Raw genomic sequence first — 15,729 nt, forward strand, 5'->3', positions numbered from 1 at the left:
GATGCTATATTATTCTTATCAGTGCTTTCATTTTCGTAAATTCGTTTTATTTTTACGAAAATGATTGGAAAGGGGATAAATTATGGGTCTTTTAAAACTGATCGGTGTTCTCATCGTCATTATTGGCTTTGCCCTGCGGTGGGACACAATTGCAACGGTTGTGGCTGCTGGCATTGCGACAGGTCTTGTTGCAGTGGCAGAAGGCTCCATGACCTTCATGGGAATTTTTGAAACATTCGGAAGTTCCTTCATCACCAACCGTACAGCAACACTGTTTGCTTTGACAGTTGGCGTCATTGGTATCTGTGAGCGGTATGGTCTGCGTGACAAGGCAAAGGATTTCATCAAGAAGATGAAGTCTATGACCGTAGGCAGACTGCTGGCAGTATGGACCGTCATCCGTACATTGTCTGCAGCTTTCTCACTGCGTCTGGGCGGCCATGTACAGTTCATCCGTCCGATCATTCTCCCGATGTCCGAAGGTGCCATTGCCAACCGCTATGGTGACCAGGTACTCGAAGATGATGCCGAGGAGGACCGCCTCAAAGGTATTGCGGCTGGTACCGAAAACTTCGGCAACTTCTATGGTCAGAACTGCTTCATGGGCGCTTCCGGCACACTGCTGATCGTCAACACACTGACAACTCAGGGCCTGAACGTGGATGCGCTGCAGATTGCCGTCAATTCCTGGCCGATTGCGATTATCTGCATGGTTGTTTGCGCCGGCTATTATCTGTGGTATGACAAGTCACTCGATAAGAAATATGCAAAGGAGGCAGGAAAATGATTCAACAGGCAATTACACTGGTTCCTGCTGAGATCTCAGCAAAATATAATCCTGTTCTGCAGGAAATCTTCTATATCATCATTGGTTTGATCTTCATCAGCAATGGTGTCAAGGCATTCCGTGATACAAGTGTCAAAAAGCATACAACAACCGGTATCTTCTGGTGCATCATGGGTGTCTGCTTCATCGTAGGACCGTATGTACCGCCAGCCCTGATCGGCTTCCTGCTTGTCGCTACAGCTGTCATTACAGCCACAGGCGGCGTCGTAGAAACACACAACGACGTGCCAACCCGTGAAGAAACACGTGCCAATGCCGACAAGGTCGGATACAAGGTATTCATTCCGGCATTGATCCTGGCTCTGGTATCTGTGGTGCTTTCCTTCCTTGGCATCGTCTCTGCCAATAACTCCATCGGTGTCTCCGCTGTCTGCGGTGTCATTGCTGTTCTGGCCATTACAAAAGCACCGGCAAAGTCCATCATCACCGAAGGCAACAGACTGCTGGACAACATGGGAGCCGTGGCATTCCTGCCGCAGCTGCTGTCTGCCCTTGGCGCACTGTTTACCGCAGCTGGTGTAGGTGATGTCATTGCCAGCGGCGTCGCTGCCATCATTCCAGCCCATGCTCATCTGATTGCCTGCATCGTCTATTGTGTCGGCATGGCATTGTTCACAATGATCATGGGCAACGGCTTCGCCGCATTCTCCGTGATTACCGTAGGTATCGGTATTCCATTCCTGATCAACGAAGGTGCCAATCCTGCTGTGGTTGGTGCCCTGGGTTTGACCGCTGGTTACTGCGGCACCCTGATGACACCAATGGCTGCCAACTTCAACATCATGCCAGCTGCACTTCTGGAAACCAAAAACAAGTATTCCATCATCAAGGCACAGGCCCCGGTTGCCCTGATCATGCTGGCAGCACACATCATCCTGATGTATATCTGGGCATTCTGAAAACGCATTCTGGCAGTGGAGAAATCCACTGCTTTTTTTCATGCCATAAAAAAGAAATGCATTTCTGCATTTCCATCAAACGATCCGATCATTGGCAGCTTCATGCTTGACCAGACGGAACACGATGAGATAGATCACGATAATGATGATGAAGAAGACAATCGTCGAAGTATCCGAACCAAGCATGGCACAATAGTCATAAGCACCATGCAGACCGACTGCGGCAAGATAACCGATGGTCTGCATCAGAACAGCTTCGCCATGATGACCGCAGTCTTCCTTCAGCTTGGCACGGCCATAGAAGTAACCCATCAACACGGCGAATGACATATGGCCAGGGATGGCAAGCAGGGCACGGCTTGGGGCAACGCCCAGGCCATAGGAGAACACATACTTGATATTCTCAAATGCCGCAAAGCCAAGGGAAGCAAAGACGCAGTAGACAATACCGTCAAATCTTGTTTCAAAGTAGGGGTTGTGCCAGGTGTCTTTGCGCATGAAGAAGAACTTTGTTCCTTCTTCGACGACACCGACAATCAGGAATGCCAGAAAGGCAAGATAATTTGGTGAATTGGCCAATGATGAACTGTTCAGCAGGCTTTCACCAATCAGCTCCAGCACCGTTGCTGCAAGAGCGGCCAGTACGCCATCCCATACAAGCCTTACCAGCAGACCGGTAGGCTGTCGGTGCATCCTTGACTGGTTATAGACATACAGCATCAGAAAGATGGCCGGCAGCACTGCTGCCAGAACATACAGCAGCAGGATGTTCGTGATTGGACCCATCAGCAGAAACATAACGATTCCTCCTTATTGCTTTTTCAAAGTATAAGAATTTATCCATGCTTTGTCATGAACAATTAGTACTGGATGTCATCCAGTGGAAAGAAATGAAAGGCGGGATTGTCAAGATCATGAATCTTATGCCGCTTATTGGTGATCGGATCATGGAAGGTGATGCTGCAGGCCCAGAGACCAAGCCCCTCAAAATCAGCGGACCGGTGTCCATATAGCGGATCATTGACAAGCGGCCAGCCATGGCTGGACAAATGCACTCTGATCTGATGGGTACGGCCGGTATCCAGCTGACATACAAACAGCAGATAATTACCTTTTCTGGCAAGACATGTCACTCTCGTACGGGCATCTTTTCCAGAAGCAGAAACAATGTACTGACCGCTGTGATGACGGTCACGTCCAATCCGGTCATCAATCACAAAGGATGTGCCAACCGGCATCTGTTTGCCTGTACAGATGGCAAGATACTGGCGGGAAATGCGGTGGCTTGCCATCTGTTCATCAAGGCCAGCCTGAAACAGAGGAACCTTGCTGTACAGAACAAGACCAGACGTATCTTTATCCAGCCGGTGCAAAGGTCTGACCGGTGTCTGGAGGCCTTTTTCCTGCAGCCAGGCAGCTGCCTGTCCATTCAGGCAGTCTGCACTTCTGACATCATCATAAATGATGGTTCCAGCATCTTTATGCACGACATAGACAAAGTCATTTTCATACACAACCTGACAGGGATGATCCGCACAGGGCCAGTCAATCTGCTCAGGCGGGACAACCAGAGTAATCCTGTCACCTGAATTCAGAAATTCTTCTTCGCTTTTGACTTGTCGGTCATTGACCAGCATATGGCGCTGCTGTATGAGGGCATAGCGCATCGGTCTGCTTAAAGAAAGATCATCCAGAAACCTGCGTACTTTCTGATGGGAATACTTTGATCCGGCTTCAATCACAAAGCCGTTTTCAGTTCTTTGGTAATGCATGCTTTCTGCCTCTTTTCTTTCTGCGGTTCTGCTTCCCACTGGAAACGCCATTGCGCATCAATACCGTGATGCTTTCCACGTGCGGCGTATTGGGAAACAGATCAAACGGAATGATTGTGAGAATCTGATACTCCTTTTTCAGCTCCTTCAGATTCTTTGCAAGAGTGGCAGGATTGCAGGAAATATAGACAATCTTAGGAATGGAGGAAGAGAGAATTGTGCGGATCATGGCATCATCCATGCCTGCCCGGGGCGGATCTGCCAACAGTGTGTCAACAGTGCCTTCCTGCAGGATCTGATGCAGTGTCTGTGCAGCATCCCCACAGATAAACTCACAATTGTCAATCTGATTGGCAGCCGCATTGGCACCGGCATTGATGATCGCTTCCTCAATGCTTTCAATCCCGATCACTTTCTCTGCCTTCTGACTGGCAAGCAGACTCATCGCACCAACCCCGCAATAGGCTTCCACAAGTGTTTTGCATGGATCTACTTTACTGACTGCCATGGCATACAGCTTTTCAGCCTGTGCTGTATTGAGCTGAAAGAAGGAGCGGGGAGATAACTGCAGCTGCAGGCCATTCATCTCTGCCGCAAGATTCTTTTTACCACCCAGCAGCACTGGCGAAGAGCCAAAGAAATCAACACCCGTGCGGGCCGTGTTGACAGACTGATACAGGGAACTGACATGGTCAACGGCCAGAATTTCTTTGACTAGATCAGAAGGCAGCTTGTTCTGACCGGTAATAATCGAAATCTGTGTCTGATTCTGCAGTGTGCGCAGAACCAGATACCGCAGGCCGGTGCGGGAGGAAGGATCATAGGCTTTCTGATGATACTTGTTCAGGATTGCCATTACCTGAGAGCGTACCTCTTCCAGAACCGGATCCTGGATCACGCAGTGATCAACCGGTACAAAACGATTGGAACCGGTCTGATAGAAACCTGCCATCAGTTTTCCCTGTACCATGGCAAGCGGCATCCTGGCCTGATTGCGATAGCCAAGGATCTCTTCACTGCCATGCATATCACGCACCGCGGTATCCCTGATGCCTGCATACTTCCAGAGTGCTTCTGTTAACAGCGCTTTTTTCTGGATACACTGTTCTTGGTAATCCATTGCCATCAGGGCACAGCCGCCGCATCTGTCAGACACAGAACAGGCAGGCTCAATCCGACAGGGGCTCTTTTCTATGACACGCACACAATGGCCAATCGCATAGCGTGCATCTTCATGATCAATCTCATACTGCACGGTTTCACCAATCAAAGCACCCTTGATAAAGACAGGCTTATGATGTTCATAGCCGATGCCTTCACCATTGATGCCGGTTTTCATGATTCGAATCTGTTTCATATACTCATCCTTCATAAATGCACGCATCATTATACACAATTACCATGTTTTATCAGAAAGAATCGATAGATTAAAAACTGTTTCATCAAGGGATAAACCTGGTTTATTATGCTGGTCAAATACGAAGCACATATTGCAAACGCTTTCAGATTTACCTAAAATATAAATAGCGTGTATACACGTCAGGAGGAAAGAAATGAAAAAATTCTTATCAGCAGCTCTGGCGGGCGTAATGAGTATTTCTCTTGCGGCCTGCGGCTCATCAAGCAGTGGTACTGCAGCAGCCTCATCATCTTCAGCAGCTTCTGGTTCTAGTGACAGTTCTGACATGAAAGTGGCAATGATCACTGACTATGGTGACATTACCGACCAGTCCTTCAACCAGACAACCTATGAGGCATCCAAAGCATGGGCAGAGAAAAATGGTGCCGAGTTCAACTACTACAAGCCGGCAACAGATAATGATGCTGACCGTGAAGCTTCCATTGAACAGGCGATTGAGGAAGGCTACAACATCATTGTGATGCCGGGCTATGCATTCGCAAAAGCAATCGTTGATGAAGCAGATAATTATCCGGATGTTAAATTCGTTGGTATCGATGTTTCCCAGGATGATCTTGATAAAAATTCTGGTGAAAAAGATTGGTCAAAAGATAATACGTACACAGCAGTTTATCAGGAAGAACTGCCTGGCTACATGGCAGGCTATGCAGCTGTAAAGCTTGGCTATAAGAAGCTTGGCTATCTGGGCGGCATGGCTGTTCCGGCAGTAGTCAGATATGGTTATGGCTATGTGCAGGGAGCAAATGAAGCAGCTAAGGAACTTGGTCTGAGTGATGTTGAAATCAAGTATGTCTATGGCGGTGCATTTGCAGGCAATGCCGATGTAACAGCTGCTATGGATACATGGTTCTCCGGCGGTACAGAGCTTGTCTTTGCAGCTGGCGGTTCTATTTACACATCTGCAGCAGAAGCTGCTGCCAAGGTCAATGGCAAACTGATCGGTGTGGATGTCGACCAGGCTGCTACCATCGATGGCAAGTATGGCGAAGGTATGACGGTGACTTCTGCTATGAAGGGTCTTGCAGCAACAGTCAATGCTGTTCTTGATGGTATCAAGGCAGGTGAATGGGACAGCACGTATGCTGGCAAGGCAGATAATCTTGGCCTTGTTTCCGGAACCGATCTGAGCAAGAACTATGTTCAGTTGGCGGATTCCACACAGTGGCGCGATGGCTTTACAGAGGATGATTACAAGGAACTTGTCAGCAAGCTGTATAGTGGAGATCTCAAAGTTGATAATGATGTCAATGTAGATCTTTCCAAGTACGACGGCGTTGTCAAGGTTGATTATCAGGGAAGCCTCAAGTAATTTTGCATCATTATGAATGATGAAAGACTGCGGAATGAAATCTGCAGTCTTTTTTCATTGTTCGCCGGGTACGATTTGCATTACAATAGAATAAAAGGATTTACCAAAAGAAAGGAGATCTATAATCATGGCGGATGAAACACCGTATGCAGTAGAAATGCTGCATATCACGAAGAAATTCCCGGGTATTATCGCCAATGATGATATTACTCTGCAGCTGAAAAAAGGCGAGATTCACGCGCTGCTTGGTGAAAACGGCGCCGGCAAATCAACCCTGATGTCTGTTTTGTTTGGACTTTATCAGGCTGAAGAGGGTACCATCAAGAAAGATGGACAGATTGTCCAGATTCACGATCCTACCGATGCCAATCGTCTTGGCATCGGCATGGTCCATCAGCACTTCAAACTTGTGCAGTGCTTTACGGTACTGCAGAACATTATTCTCGGTGTGGAGGATACCAGACATGGCATCCTGCAGACCGACGATGCAAGGAAGAAAGTACTTGCTCTGAGTGAAAAGTACGGTATGCAGGTCGACCCGGATGCTTTGATTTCCGACATTACTGTCGGCATGCAGCAGCGTACTGAGATCCTCAAGATGCTGTACCGTGACAACGACATCCTGATCTTTGATGAGCCAACGGCTGTATTGACACCGCAGGAAATTGACGATCTGATGCACATCATGAAAAATCTTGTCAAAGAAGGCAAGTCCATCCTGTTTATCAGCCATAAGCTGAATGAAATCATGGAAGTGGCAGACAGAGTTACTGTCTTGCGCAAGGGCAAATGCATCGGTACAGTCAATGTCAAAGATACCAACGAGCAGGAACTGTCCAGAATGATGGTCGGCCGTGATGTTCAGCTTGTCGTTGATAAAACACCGGCAAAACCTGGGAAAACCGTTCTTTCTGTCAAGAATCTGGTCGTGCCTTCCCGCAAGCACAAAAACAATGCCGTCAAGGGTGTTTCCTTTGATGTGCATGCCGGTGAGATTGTCTGTATTGCCGGTATTGATGGCAATGGGCAGACCGAGCTTATCTATGGCCTGACAGGTCTTGAACAGACCACCGGCGGCACGATTACGGTAGATGGCAAAGACATTACGCATGATACGATCCGTCAGCGCAATCGTGTTGTGTCCCACATTCCGGAGGACCGCCAGAAACATGGCCTGGTACTGGATTTCCCGCTGGATTACAACATTGTTCTGCAGCGCTACTTTGAACCGGAATTTACCAATAAGGCAGGATTCCTGAAAACCGGTGCCATCCGCAGCTATGCCAACAAGCTGATCAAACAGTACGATATCCGTTCTGGTCAGGGTGCGGCAACGATTGCCCGCTCCATGTCCGGCGGCAACCAGCAGAAAGCCATTGTCGCAAGAGAACTTGACCGCCAGCATAAGCTGCTGATTGCGGTGCAGCCAACCCGCGGCCTGGATGTTGGTGCGATTGAATATATTCATAAACAGCTCGTTGCCCGGCGTGATGCCGGTGATGCCGTCCTGCTTGTCTCACTGGAAGTGGATGAAGTCATGAATCTTTCGGACCGCATCCTGGTCATGTATGAAGGTGAGATTGTCGGTGAAGTTGACCCGAAGAAGACGTCTGTCGAAGAACTTGGCCTGTATATGTCCGGTGCCAAGCGCGATCATCAGGAGGCCCGTTCATGAAGAAGACAACAAGTTTCTGGAAAAAGCCTGGTGTACAGGCCGTCTGTGCTTCCTTGATCTGTATTGCCATTGGCCTTTTGATCGGCTATATCGTCCTGCTGATCATTTCACCTTCCGGTGCGGGCAAGGCCATCATCATCATCCTGACCAACTTCATGAGCCGCAGCTCCGGTCCGGCAAGACTCAAAGCCTTAGGCAATACGCTGATCAAGACAGCACCACTGTTAATGTGTGCGTTGAGCATCTGCTTCTGCTACAAAGCAGGTCTGTTCAACATTGGTGCAGCTGGTCAGTATGAAGCAGGAGCAGTTGCAGCTCTGAGCTGCGCTATCTTCCTGCATCTGCCATGGTATGTATGTACACTGGCGGCAGCTGCAGCCGGTGCTTTACTGGCCGTCGTTACCGGTGCTTTGAAAGCATACCGTAACGTCAATGAAGTCATCTCCGGTATCATGCTCAACTGGATCATGCTGTATCTCACCAACACAGTGCTTGGATCCGGCAGTGCCAAGGATCCATCTTCTCCGTATACAGTCGCACTGGACACCGTTTCACCATCTTCCCTGATTCCAAGCGGCGGCCTGAGTGCCTTGTTTAACAACAACCGCAACGTGACCATTGCGATCCCGCTTTCGATCATCATTGCCATCCTGATCTGGATCATTCTGAAAAAGACTAAGTTCGGCTATGAGATCATGGCAACCGGTTTTAACAAAGATGCCGCCAAATATGCCGGCATGAAGGAAAAGAAGAACATTGTTGTGACACTTGCCATCGGCGGTGCACTGGCTGGTATTGGTGCCGCCTTCATGTATCTGTCTGGTTTCTCCAAGTGGGAGACAACCACCGCATCTGTTCCGGCTATGGGCTTCAACGGTATCGCCGCAACTTTCCTTGGCGGACTGAATCCGATCGGTACGATCTTTGCTTCATTCTTTATCCAGAGCATCACGGATGGCGGTGCCATGATTGACCGTATGGTCTATGCATCTCAGATCTCAGATCTGATCTCCGGTATTATCATTTATGCCTGCGGCTTTGTCCTGTTCTTCAAGTATGTATTGAACAAGATCGGCAAAAAAGAAAAAAGTCAACCAAAGTCTGAGAAGGGAGGTGCTGATCAATGATCCTGCTGTTACAGTACATGTTAATCTTTGCCTCTGTGCTTGGCTTAGTTGCCCTTGGCGGCTGCTTCTCTGAGCATTCCGGCGTCATCAACCTCGGTCTGGAAGGCATCATGGTACTGGGCGCCATGGGCGGTGCCCTTGCCATGAAAGTCATGCCGGCTTCTACACCAGCATTCTTCATGATTCTGGTTGTCTGTCTTGCTTCAGCAGCGTTCGGCGCACTGTTTGCCTGCCTGCTTGGCGTTGCCTGCATCAACTTCAATGCAGACCAGACACTGATCGGCACTGCCATGAACCTGCTGGCAACAGCAGTGGCATCTGTCATTGTCAGAACCTATAACACGGCACATGATTCCTCTGATGTCAGTACCATCCTGGCCTATGTTGATCAGAAGAAAAAATTCCTGATTTACTTTGGCAGCTTCGAATTCAGCTGGTTCATGGTCATCGCATTAGCAGCCTTGATCATCTCCTTCATTGTTCTTTACAAGACAAAATTCGGACTGCGCTTAAGAGCATGCGGTGAAAATCCACAGGCTGCTGACTCCGTTGGCATCAATGTTTACAAGATGCGCTGGGCAGGCGTACTGATCTCAGGCGTCCTGGGCGGACTGGGCGGCATTGCCTATATCACGGCCGGTGTCTCTGAATGGAAATTCGAAGTTGGTGTTGCCGGCTTTGGCTTCCTGGCATTGGCTGTCATGATCTTCGGTCAGTGGAAACCATGGCGCATTGGTTTTGCGGCACTGCTGTTTGGCTTCTTCCGTGCACTTTCCAATGTCTATACCGGCATCCCGTTCATGCGGGCACTGAATATCCCAAGCACGGTATACAACATGATGCCGTATATCATTTCACTGGTCGTGCTTGCCTTCACGTCTGCCAATTCGGCGGCACCGAAAGCAGAAGGCATTCCTTACGACAAGGGAAGCAGATAAGCAAATCGAGTGTTTCTTCGCGGAAACACTCTTTTCTTATGCTACGATATTTGCTGGGAGTAAAAACATATGAAGATGGAAAGAACATACCCACGGGCTATTGTGACCAAAAAACAGGCTAACCGCATTCATGACGGGCATCCCTGGGTATATGAAGATGAGATTGTTTCACAGGAAGGAAATATTACAAACGGCTGTCTGATTGATGTCTTTGGCAGCCGTGACAATTACCTTGGCACAGGTTTCTACAGTGAACAGAGCAAGATCCGCATCCGGCTGCTGTCCCGTAATGCCAATGACGTATTTGATCATGCCTTCTGGGCCAGAAGGGTGAAATATGCTCTGCAGTACCGCCTGGATGTCATGGCAGATGATTTCAGGGCATGCCGGCTGATCCATGGTGAAAGTGATGAACTGCCAGGCTTGACAGTAGACCGTTATGAAGATCTTCTCGTCAGTGAAGTTGCCAGCTATGGCATGGAACAGGTCAAAGGCATCATCTATCAGGAACTGATTAACCAGCTTGCGAAAAAAGGAGAAGTGATCCACGGCATCTATGAGCGCAATGAAGGTGAACTGCGCAAAAAGGAAGGTCTGCCGCAATACAAGGGATGGTATGGTGAAAAGCATCCAGCATCACCGATTGTGCATATTCATGAAAACGGCATCGAATATGAAGTGGATGTAGAAAATGGTCAGAAGACCGGCTTCTTCCTGGATCAGAAATACAATCGGCTGGCTGTGCGCCATCTGGCCAAGGACAGAACAGTGCTGGACTGCTGCACGCATACAGGTTCTTTTGCGATGAATGCTGTGATGGGTGGGGCAAAGCATGTGACAGCCATGGATATCTCACAGGAAGCACTGGACATGGCAGAAAAGAATGCAGTGCTCAATCATATCGAAGACAAGATGGACTTCTTACAGGGAGATGTCTTTGAAGTGCTGCCAGAGCTTCGTACAAAGCATGCCTTCTTTGATCTGATCATTCTGGATCCACCGGCCTTTACCAAAAGCAGAAAAACCTACGGACATGCCCGCAGCGGCTATACATCTATCAATGCGATGGCCATGAAACTATTGCCAAGGGGCGGCTATCTGGCGACATGCTCGTGCTCACACTTCATGCCAACCGAAGCATTCAAGGATATGCTCAAAGATGCCGCAAAGGAAGCAGGCGTACAGGTACGTATCGTGGAAGAACGGCATGCGTCCATGGACCATCCGGTCCTGGTATCTGTGCCTGAAACAGACTATCTCAAATATTTCCTTGTTCAGATCATCTAACCTATTCTTAAGAATGAAAACATCACAGATATGCTATGATCACTTAAATGGAGGTAAACCATATGAGCTGGAAAGTATTGAAAGTTAATCAGGAACGCGGAATGGTATCACTTGGCAGCCATCATAACAATACTTTGAAGGAACTGCCCCTGTCTGCCTTCAACTTTACCCCGATGCAGGGTGATCAAGTGGATGTGTATGAAGGGGATGGCAAAGTTATGGCTGTCCTGCATGATGGGCATTCAGAACGGGATACGATCGATGAGGCTTTTGCCCGTGAAAGTGATACTGTTACAGTCAATGCGGCTGTCTATGCACTGCTGGCATTTCTGTTTGGCATCTTTGGTGCGCATCACTTTTATGCCGGTGACAGCAGCCGCGGCCTGAAGTATCTGTTATTGACGCTTTTGCTGGGGTGGACAGTCGTGATTCCGATCATTCTGTATGTCAAATCCATCATTTCAGCTGTCAAGGTTCTGAGTCAGCCATCTGTAAATGGCATGACCGAGCTGCACCGCTGACGGCCGAACATACCCGTCACCTGGAAAAAAAGCCCTTTTTATGCTATAATGTCAGTTAGCGAAAGGGGTGATAACCGTGGATCAGAAAAGATATAAGAAGGGTGACCTCGTTGTATACCGCCGTGATGTATGCAGGGTTGTCCGGATTGCGAAGAGTGACTTTACAGGTGAGCAGTGCTACATTCTTGTGCCCTACCTCAAACCGGATGGGTCGGTGAAGATGCAGGTCCCGGTTTCCAACAAGGGAGGGCATCTGCGCGACCTTGTCACCCGTCAGCAGATCCGTGAGCTGATTGACAATACGCCGGATATTGAGACACTTGTCAGTAAGCCTGCCAACATGAAGAGCCAGTATGCAACATTGATGAAGGGCGATGATATTGAAGATCTTGTCAGGATCATCAAGACATCCTATGCGCGCAATGAGGAGCGCATTGCCAATCATAAGAAGCTGGCATCGATTGATGATGAGTATCTGCAGAAAGCAGAACGCTATCTGTATGATGAAATCGGTGCTTCTCTCGGTATGAGCTTTGATGAGTCAAAAGCATACTTCGAAAAGGAAGTACAGAAAGCTTCCGCCCAGAAAGAGTAACTGATGTCACAAACGAGCAATGATACAATTCTGCAGTGCTTTGAGTGGTATCTGAGCGAAGATGGATCATTCTGGAAGAAGGCCGCAGCACTTGCGCCTTCTTTTTCTTCACTCGGCATCACGATGGTATGGCTGCCGCCAGCCACCAAAGGACAGGCCGGCATTCATGATGTTGGCTATGGTATCTATGATCTTTATGACCTTGGGGAATTCAACCAGAAGGGGACTGTCAGAACAAAGTATGGCACAAAGCAGGAATATCTCGCTGCCGTAAAAGCCATGCACCAAAATGGCATGAAAGTGCTGGCAGATGTGGTTTTCAACCAGAAAATGGGCGCAGATGAAACCGAGGAAGTAGAAGCCATTGAAGACAATCCAAGCAACCGGGAACAGGATATCTCCGGCACAGAGATGATCACTGCCTGGACAAAGTTTACCTTCCCAGGCAGACAGGGAAAATACGATCCGTTTATCTGGGACCATACCTGTTTCAATGGCACCGACTGGGATGAAAAGAGCCATCGCTCTTCGATTTTCCGCTTTGTTGGCAAGCAGTGGGATTCTGAGGTAGATCCGGAAGATGGCAACTTTGACTACCTGATGGGCTGTGACCTGGATATGACAGATCCCAATGTCATCGAAGAACTCAACCGATGGGGCAGGTGGTATTACGACCTGGTCCATCCGGACGGGGTCAGACTGGATGCCGTCAAACACATCCACTTTGACTTTTTCCGTGACTGGCTTGCCAATATGCGCAGCTATGCCAGGAAAGATCTGTTTGCATTAGGTGAGTACTGGAATGGTGATGATGGCAGACTGCTGCATTATCTGGATGTCACCAACAATACGATGTCACTGTTTGATGTACCGCTGCATTACCACTTCTATGATGCCTCCCATGGCTGGGGAAACTATGATATGGGTTCCATCTGGAACAACACCCTTGTCCAGCAAAGACCATCTCAGGCAGTTACCTTTGTGGATAACCATGATACCCAGCCCGGACAGGCATTGCAGTCATGGATTGAAGGCTGGTTCAAGCCGCTTGCCTATGCCCTGATTCTTCTGACAGACAAAGGCATTCCATGTGTATTCTATGGCGATCTCTATGGCATTCCACATGATGGCTATGGACCGGTGGCAGAACTGCCTGCACTGATCCAGATCCGTTATCTGCTTGCCTATGGCCAGCAGACAGATTACTTTGATGATGCCAATGTCGTCGGCTTTATAAGAGCAGGCGACAATGACCATCCAGACAGCGGCATTGCCGTTGTCATGAGTGACAATGCCGGCGGAACCAAACAGATGTATGTATCAAAGGCACTGGCAGGACAGACCATGGTGGATGCGCTGGGACATATGCACGATGAAGTGAAGATCAGCCAGGATGGCACCGGTACGTTTGCCTGTGATGGAGGATCTGTATCTGTGTACATCAGAAAAGATGCACTGCCATTGCTCAATCAGAAAGCATCAGATCAATCAGAACATAACAAAACCGCAGAGGCTGCACCCAGCTTCTGCGGTTTTATGACATGTCTCAGATCTTGATCTTTGGCAGTACATCGGCAAAGGTATCCTGAATCAACAGGTCTGCCTGCTGGTCGTACGGTGTAACAGACTTGTTGATCAGAACAAGATGATTGCCTCGGTAATACCGCAGCAGTCCTGCAGCCGGATAGACAACCAGACTTGTGCCAAGCACAATCATCACATCAGCCTGCTCAATGGCATCCACTGCACCCTGGACCACTTCTTCATCCAGTCCTTCTTCGTACAGCACAACATCCGGCCGGATGATACCGCCGCACTTGTCGCAATACGGAACCCCTTTGCTCTGGGCAACATATTCTGCCGGGAAACGCTTGCCGCACTTTGTGCAATAGTTGCGCAGCGTAGAGCCATGCAGCTCCCAGACATGCTTACTGCCGGCTTTCTGGTGCAGGCCATCAATGTTCTGTGTGACGACGCCAAGCGATTTGCCTTTTTCTTCCAGCTTTGCAATAAATTCATGTGTGTAATTGGGCTTTGCGTCCAAGTGAAGCATCTTGTCATGATAGAAACGATAGAACTCATCAGGATGCTGATAAAAGAACGTATGGGACACAATCTCCTCCGGCGGATAGGCATACTTCATCTGATACAGTCCGTCCTGCGAGCGGAAATCAGGAATACCGCTGTCTGTTGAAACACCGGCTCCGGTAAAAAACACAATCTTCTTGCCTGCATCAATGATCTTCTGCAGGGCTTCAATCTTTTCAGGATCGCTCATTTCTCTGCCTCCTGCTTTTTATTATAGGTTTTCTGAATGCCATCAGCGATGTCAATCATCTGATCAATCAATGACTGCGGTTTTAAGACGTGTACTTTATCACCAAACTGCAGCAGCCATGCCGTCAGGGTAGGGGTGACAGCAGTCCGGATGGATGCCGTAAAGTGATCTTTGTCCTGATGGGAGATAATGATATCCATCCCGAACTGGTCAAACAGCTGCTGGGCCATACTATTGTCAAAGACAGCTGTCACGGTATCGGCATCACCTGTATAGGCATGGAAGGTTTTGCGCATCCATTCCTGCGGATCAAAGCGTACCGGATCATGAATCTGATCCAGCATGATGGCATTCTCCATCTTATCAATGCGGTAAGAAGAAAAATCCTGATATTTATCACTCCAGAACACTGCATAGTAGCGGCCGTCATTGGCATACACCCACACCGGCATCATGGTATAAGCTTCACCATTTCGCCGCATCTTTTTATGCTTACCCGCAGTCAGATCATAATAGCGGAACGAAACCAGATGGCAGGAGGCAATCGCATTGATCAGCAGACCTATTGTTGTCAGAACCTGGCTGTTTTCCGTTCTGTCTTTGACATGATTCACCATCGGCAGCATTCCTCTTTCCCGGAATGACAGAAGATCCTTGAGCTTTTCATAAAAAGTCCTCTTGTCTTCACTTGTCAAAGACGCAGAAGAACTGATGGCATCTACCAGAACAAATGCCTCTCCCAGCGAAAAGCGATGATCCAGATAATACGTATAGGCATTATGCTTATGTATGCGCACAAGCGGATATCCTGCTTTCTCCATAGCATGCAGCGTCCGGTAAACAGGCCGCCGCTCAGCACTGATGCCATGATCACTCAGATATGACTGCATCTGGGCCAGGGAAATCGGACTTCCGGCATCACTTTCTTCACGTAAGAACTGCAATAATAGCAAAGCAATATACTCTCTGTCTCTCTGCTGCATAATTTCTCCTGTTTGCTTTATTGTACGCGAACACGTACAGCAACTCAAAAAAATTTCTGTATCATCATACCTGTCAAA

The 15,729-nt window shown here is 48.5% G+C and carries 16 protein-coding genes; 10 read left to right on the forward strand and 6 right to left on the reverse strand.

Annotated elements, in window-relative coordinates:
- Positions 1-82: 82 nt before the first annotated feature.
- Both MOZ60_RS00445 and MOZ60_RS00450 read left to right on the forward strand, forming a co-directional pair.
- Positions 83-787 carry a DUF969 domain-containing protein gene (locus MOZ60_RS00445; RefSeq protein ID WP_370595252.1) on the forward strand — a complete coding sequence of 235 codons (705 nt, stop codon included), beginning with the start codon at positions 83-85 and terminating at the stop codon, positions 785-787.
- Positions 784-1,746, forward strand: coding sequence for a DUF979 domain-containing protein (locus tag MOZ60_RS00450; RefSeq protein ID WP_370595253.1), 963 nt, complete (start codon positions 784-786; stop codon positions 1,744-1,746). Before MOZ60_RS00445 ends, MOZ60_RS00450 begins: the two co-directional genes overlap by 4 nt.
- Before the next feature lie 75 nt (positions 1,747-1,821).
- Here the strand turns inward: MOZ60_RS00450 and MOZ60_RS00455 are convergent, their stop codons facing one another.
- From MOZ60_RS00455 to MOZ60_RS00470, 4 genes are all read right to left on the reverse strand, one after another.
- Positions 1,822-2,544, reverse strand: a complete 723-nt coding sequence (locus MOZ60_RS00455) for a PrsW family intramembrane metalloprotease (RefSeq protein ID WP_370595254.1) — start codon at positions 2,542-2,544, stop codon at positions 1,822-1,824.
- Positions 2,545-2,606: 62 nt separating this feature from the next.
- A complete protein-coding gene (locus tag MOZ60_RS00460; protein WP_370595255.1) occupies positions 2,607-3,518 on the reverse strand; it encodes an RluA family pseudouridine synthase in 912 nt (303 codons plus the stop codon).
- Positions 3,499-4,875, reverse strand: a complete 1,377-nt coding sequence (gene rlmD / locus MOZ60_RS00465) for a 23S rRNA (uracil(1939)-C(5))-methyltransferase RlmD (RefSeq protein WP_370595256.1) — start codon at positions 4,873-4,875, stop codon at positions 3,499-3,501. Before rlmD ends, MOZ60_RS00460 begins: the two co-directional genes overlap by 20 nt.
- A 39-nt stretch (positions 4,876-4,914) precedes the next feature.
- Entirely contained in the window at positions 4,915-5,205 is a 291-nt protein-coding gene (locus MOZ60_RS00470; RefSeq protein WP_370595257.1) for a hypothetical protein, read from the reverse strand.
- On the opposite strand from MOZ60_RS00470, the gene MOZ60_RS00475 reads away from it, so the two are divergent.
- The 8 genes from MOZ60_RS00475 (at position 5,204) to MOZ60_RS00510 (ending at position 13,947) form a co-directional block, all read left to right on the forward strand.
- A complete protein-coding gene (locus MOZ60_RS00475) occupies positions 5,204-6,247 on the forward strand; it encodes a BMP family lipoprotein (RefSeq protein ID WP_370595258.1) in 1,044 nt (347 codons plus the stop codon). The two genes, MOZ60_RS00470 and MOZ60_RS00475, sit on opposite strands and share 2 nt — an antisense overlap.
- 127 nt (positions 6,248-6,374) lie before the next feature.
- Complete coding sequence (locus MOZ60_RS00480) at positions 6,375-7,922, forward strand: ABC transporter ATP-binding protein (RefSeq protein WP_370595259.1); 1,548 nt, start codon at positions 6,375-6,377, stop codon at positions 7,920-7,922.
- Positions 7,919-9,049: an ABC transporter permease gene (locus tag MOZ60_RS00485; protein WP_370595260.1), complete on the forward strand. Its 1,131-nt coding sequence runs from the start codon at positions 7,919-7,921 to the stop codon at positions 9,047-9,049. The genes MOZ60_RS00480 and MOZ60_RS00485 overlap by 4 nt, the downstream gene beginning before the upstream one ends.
- Entirely contained in the window at positions 9,046-9,987 is a 942-nt protein-coding gene (locus MOZ60_RS00490; protein ID WP_277008535.1) for an ABC transporter permease, read from the forward strand. Before MOZ60_RS00485 ends, MOZ60_RS00490 begins: the two co-directional genes overlap by 4 nt.
- 69 nt (positions 9,988-10,056) lie before the next feature.
- Complete coding sequence (locus MOZ60_RS00495) at positions 10,057-11,274, forward strand: class I SAM-dependent rRNA methyltransferase (protein WP_370595261.1); 1,218 nt, start codon at positions 10,057-10,059, stop codon at positions 11,272-11,274.
- 62 nt (positions 11,275-11,336) lie between these two features.
- Positions 11,337-11,795, forward strand: coding sequence for an NINE protein (locus tag MOZ60_RS00500; RefSeq protein ID WP_370595262.1), 459 nt, complete (start codon positions 11,337-11,339; stop codon positions 11,793-11,795).
- A 76-nt stretch (positions 11,796-11,871) separates the two neighbouring features.
- Positions 11,872-12,390, forward strand: a complete 519-nt coding sequence (locus tag MOZ60_RS00505) for a CarD family transcriptional regulator (protein ID WP_277008529.1) — start codon at positions 11,872-11,874, stop codon at positions 12,388-12,390.
- 3 nt (positions 12,391-12,393) lie between these two features.
- Positions 12,394-13,947, forward strand: a complete 1,554-nt coding sequence (locus MOZ60_RS00510) for an alpha-amylase (RefSeq protein WP_370595263.1) — start codon at positions 12,394-12,396, stop codon at positions 13,945-13,947.
- Here the strand turns inward: MOZ60_RS00510 and MOZ60_RS00515 are convergent.
- A complete protein-coding gene (locus MOZ60_RS00515) occupies positions 13,937-14,668 on the reverse strand; it encodes an NAD-dependent protein deacylase (protein WP_370595264.1) in 732 nt (243 codons plus the stop codon). The genes MOZ60_RS00510 and MOZ60_RS00515 overlap by 11 nt on opposite strands.
- Positions 14,665-15,651, reverse strand: coding sequence for a helix-turn-helix transcriptional regulator (locus tag MOZ60_RS00520; RefSeq protein WP_370595265.1), 987 nt, complete (start codon positions 15,649-15,651; stop codon positions 14,665-14,667). Before MOZ60_RS00520 ends, MOZ60_RS00515 begins: the two co-directional genes overlap by 4 nt.
- Between the last annotated feature and the right edge of the window lie 78 nt (positions 15,652-15,729).

Source organism: Grylomicrobium aquisgranense (assembly GCF_033971865.1).
GTDB lineage: Bacteria > Bacillota_I > Bacilli_A > Erysipelotrichales > Erysipelotrichaceae > Bulleidia > Bulleidia massiliensis.

Coding starts and splice junctions, on each gene's coding strand:
- MOZ60_RS00480 (WP_370595259.1), top strand. CDS start 6,375: ATGGCGGATGAAACACCGTATGCAGTAGAAATGCTGCATATCACGAAG.
- MOZ60_RS00495 (WP_370595261.1), top strand. CDS start 10,057: ATGAAGATGGAAAGAACATACCCACGGGCTATTGTGACCAAAAAACAG.
- MOZ60_RS00490 (WP_277008535.1), top strand. CDS start 9,046: ATGATCCTGCTGTTACAGTACATGTTAATCTTTGCCTCTGTGCTTGGC.
- MOZ60_RS00485 (WP_370595260.1), top strand. CDS start 7,919: ATGAAGAAGACAACAAGTTTCTGGAAAAAGCCTGGTGTACAGGCCGTC.
- MOZ60_RS00475 (WP_370595258.1), top strand. CDS start 5,204: ATGAAAGTGGCAATGATCACTGACTATGGTGACATTACCGACCAGTCC.
- MOZ60_RS00470 (WP_370595257.1), bottom strand. CDS start 5,205: ATGTCAGAACTGTCACTAGAACCAGAAGCTGCTGAAGATGATGAGGCT.
- MOZ60_RS00460 (WP_370595255.1), bottom strand. CDS start 3,518: ATGCATTACCAAAGAACTGAAAACGGCTTTGTGATTGAAGCCGGATCA.
- MOZ60_RS00510 (WP_370595263.1), top strand. CDS start 12,394: ATGTCACAAACGAGCAATGATACAATTCTGCAGTGCTTTGAGTGGTAT.
- MOZ60_RS00455 (WP_370595254.1), bottom strand. CDS start 2,544: ATGTTTCTGCTGATGGGTCCAATCACGAACATCCTGCTGCTGTATGTT.
- MOZ60_RS00500 (WP_370595262.1), top strand. CDS start 11,337: ATGAGCTGGAAAGTATTGAAAGTTAATCAGGAACGCGGAATGGTATCA.
- MOZ60_RS00515 (WP_370595264.1), bottom strand. CDS start 14,668: ATGAGCGATCCTGAAAAGATTGAAGCCCTGCAGAAGATCATTGATGCA.
- MOZ60_RS00445 (WP_370595252.1), top strand. CDS start 83: ATGGGTCTTTTAAAACTGATCGGTGTTCTCATCGTCATTATTGGCTTT.
- MOZ60_RS00520 (WP_370595265.1), bottom strand. CDS start 15,651: ATGCAGCAGAGAGACAGAGAGTATATTGCTTTGCTATTATTGCAGTTC.
- rlmD (WP_370595256.1), bottom strand. CDS start 4,875: ATGAAACAGATTCGAATCATGAAAACCGGCATCAATGGTGAAGGCATC.
- MOZ60_RS00450 (WP_370595253.1), top strand. CDS start 784: ATGATTCAACAGGCAATTACACTGGTTCCTGCTGAGATCTCAGCAAAA.